Source organism: Isoptericola sp. NPDC057391, from assembly GCF_042668085.1.
Taxonomy (GTDB): domain Bacteria; phylum Actinomycetota; class Actinomycetes; order Actinomycetales; family Cellulomonadaceae; genus Isoptericola.
Genome location: NZ_JBHVBO010000300.1, coordinates 1 through 2,944 on the forward strand (window position 1 = coordinate 1; position 2,944 = coordinate 2,944).

Consider the following 2,944-nt stretch of genomic DNA (forward strand, 5'->3'; position numbering starts at 1 on the left):
GTCCGCCCCCTCTCTATCTCGGCGAGACGCCTTCTCTATCTCGGCTCCGGGATCACCAGCGGTCGTGCACGTGCTCCCTGATCGCCTCGTCGTAGATCTCACGCACCCCCGACGTGAACAGCGGACCCAGGACACCTGCGTCGCCGGCGGCGGCGTTGAGCCGCGCCTGCTCAGGGCTGCGCGCGCCCGGGATGACCGTGGAGACGCCGGGCTGCTGCCACACCCAGGCGATGGCCGCCTGCGCCGGCGTGAGGTCCTGGTTCAGCGCCGAGCCGGCGAGCTCCGTGAAGCGGGCCGCCGCGTCGACGCCGACGTCGAACGGTACGCCGGAGAACGTCTCGCCGACGTCGAAGGCCTTGCCCTCGCGGTTGAACGTGCGGTGGTCGTCCTCCGAGAAGGTCGTCTCGTGGGTGTACCGCCCCGACAGGAGGCCGGAGGCCAGCGGCACCCGCGCGATGATGCCCACGCCGGCGGCGGAGGCCGCGGGCAGCACCTGCTCCAGCGGCTTGAGCCGGAACGCGTTGAGGATGATCTGCACGGTCGCGACGCCCGGGCGCGCGATGGCGGTGAGCGCCTCCTCGACCGTCTCCACGGAGACGCCGTAGGCGGCGGTCGCGCCGTCGGCCACGAGGGTGTCCAGCGCGTCGTACACCTCGTCGTCGGAGTAGACCGAGGTGGGCGGGCAGTGCAGCTGCACGAGGTCGAGGGTCTCGACGCCGAGGTTCCGGCGCGACCGGTCGGTCCACTCGCGGAAGTTCGGCAGGACGTAGTTCTCCGGCACCTGGTCCATCCGCCGGCCCATCTTCGTGGCCACGGTGATCCCGTCGTCACGGTGGTCGGCGAGGAAGGCCCCGAGGGCCTGCTCGCTCCGGCCGTCGCCGTAGACGTCCGCGGTGTCGAAGAATGTCACGCCGGACTCGAACGCGGCATCCAGCACCGACCGGGCCTGGTCGTCGTCGACCGTCCCCCAGTCGGCCCCCAGCTGCCAGGTTCCCAGGCCGACGACCGACACCAGCCGACCGGTGCGGCCGAGCACCTGTTTCTCCATCGTTCCCCCGTTCGGTGGCGCCGTGCGTCCTGGGGACCCGCGGCGCGGACCCCTCGCGCGCGAGGGGACGTCTCGTCAGATATCTGGCTCCCCTACGCTACGACGCCCGCACCGATCCGGCGTGCCGACTACGGTGTGAGCGTGAACACCGCTGACTCCCCCGCCGTCCCCGCCCCGTCGGGCCGGCAGTTCCGCATCTCCTCCGGCGAGCACCGGGCCACCGTCACCGAGGTCGGGGCGATGGTGCGCGAGTACACCGTCGCCGGCCGCGACGTGTTCGTGCCGTTCGCCGAGGACGAGGCGGCCCCCGTCTTCAACGCCGCCGTCCTCGCCCCGTGGCCGAACCGCCTGCGCGACGGCGCCTACACGACCGACGGCGTCCGGCACCAGGTCGCCGTGAGCGAGCCCGACCGCGGGACGGCGCTGCACGGCCTCGTGTGCTGGTACCGCTGGACGCCGGTCGAGGTGGCGGACGACGCGGTGACGCTCGAGCTCGCCCTCCCCGCGCAGAAGGGCTGGCCCTTCCAGCTCGTGCTCCGGACCCGTTACGCGGTGTCCGACGCCGGCCTGGAGGTCGTGGTCAGCGCGCGCAACGTCGGCGCCGGGACCGCGCCGTACGGCGTGGGTTTCCACCCGTGGCTGTCCACCGGCGGGGCCGCCCTGGACGACTGCACGGTCAGCCTGGACGCCACGACGCACGTCACCGTCGACGACCGACTGCTGCCGACGGGCACCGAGCCCGTCGCCGGCCCGTACGACCTGCGCGCCACGCGGTCGCTCGCCGGCCTGGACCTCGACGACGCGTGGACGGGTGCCACCCGCGACGACTCCGGGCTCTCGTGGGCCCGGCTCGGCCGCCCCGACGGGAGCACCGCCGCGATCTGGATGGACGGTTCCATGGACTGCTGGCAGGTCTGCTCGGCGGACCACATCGACGGCTACGAGCGGTTCGGCCTCGCCGCCGAGCCGATGAGCTGCGTGGCCGACGCGTTCAACACCGGCGAGCGCCTGGTCCGCCTCGCCCCCGGCGACGAGCACGTCGTGCGCTGGGGCGCCACCCTCGTCTGACGAGTTGTCAGGGCCACGGCCACGTATACCGCGCTGTGGCCCTGACAACTCGGGGAGCCGCGCGGCGTGGGATCCTGCGTCGCGGCCGGGCGTGCGGCGACAATGGCCGCGCAACTGCGAGACAGGACTTGGACGGTGAAGGCTCAGTGACCCAGACCGAGGTGCGCATCTGCGTCGTGGGCGACGAGCTCAGCGTGGGCGTCGGGGACGCCCGCGCCCTGGGGTGGACGGGGCGCGTCATGGCCCGGACCCGCTTCGGGCGCCCGGCGATGGCGTTCACGCTCGCCGTACCCGGGGAGACCAGCTCGGCGCTCGGCGCCCGCTGGCAGGCGGAGACGGAGTCGCGCTTCGGCCCGGAGGACACGTGCGAGAACCGTCTCGTCGTGGCCCTCGGGAGGCACGACGTCGACTCGTCGCTCTCGGTGGCGCGGTCGCGGCTCAACCTCGCCAACATCCTCGACGTGGCGGAGACGAGCCGGATCCCGGCGTTCGTCGTCGGGCCGCCGCCGGGGCGCCCGGAGGACGGCGGCCGCATCGCCGAGCTCTCGGCCGCGTTCTCCGACGTCGCCAACCGCCGCCGCGTGCCGTACGTCGACACGTACACGCCGCTGGCGCAGCACGAGCAGTGGCTGGCCGACCTCGCGACCAACGGCTCGACCTACCCGGGGCAGGCCGGCTACGGCCTCATGGCATGGCTCGTGCTGCACACCGGCTGGCACGCGTGGCTGGGGCTGCCCGCCGACGAGTGACGGCCGGCCGCCGACCCGGCCGGCAGGCGCTCAGACCCCTGCCCGCTCGGCCTGGCCGCGCACGTACGCGGCCTGGCCG

General features: G+C 73.7%; 3 protein-coding genes. 2 read left to right on the forward strand and 1 reads right to left on the reverse strand.

Translation table 11 applies throughout. The features are described from left to right. Window positions 1-52: 52 nt before the first annotated feature. Window positions 53-1,048 (reverse strand): aldo/keto reductase, encoded by a 996-nt coding sequence (locus tag ACFUVW_RS20450; protein WP_430573130.1) that lies wholly within the window; start codon window positions 1,046-1,048, stop codon window positions 53-55. A gap of 141 nt (window positions 1,049-1,189) precedes the next feature. On the opposite strand from ACFUVW_RS20450, the gene ACFUVW_RS20455 reads away from it, so the two are divergent. Both ACFUVW_RS20455 and ACFUVW_RS20460 read left to right on the forward strand, forming a co-directional pair. Next, a complete protein-coding gene (locus ACFUVW_RS20455; RefSeq protein WP_430573131.1) occupies window positions 1,190-2,116 on the forward strand; it encodes an aldose 1-epimerase family protein in 927 nt (308 codons plus the stop codon). A 146-nt stretch (window positions 2,117-2,262) separates the two neighbouring features. Continuing rightward, a complete protein-coding gene (locus ACFUVW_RS20460) occupies window positions 2,263-2,865 on the forward strand; it encodes a GDSL-type esterase/lipase family protein (RefSeq protein WP_429735060.1) in 603 nt (200 codons plus the stop codon). Window positions 2,866-2,944: the final 79 nt, after the last annotated feature.

What these genes read in the sequence shown, in the direction of transcription:
- ACFUVW_RS20450 (WP_430573130.1), bottom strand. Translation starts at nt 1,048, where the DNA reads ATGGAGAAACAGGTGCTCGGCCGCACCGGTCGGCTGGTGTCGGTCGTC.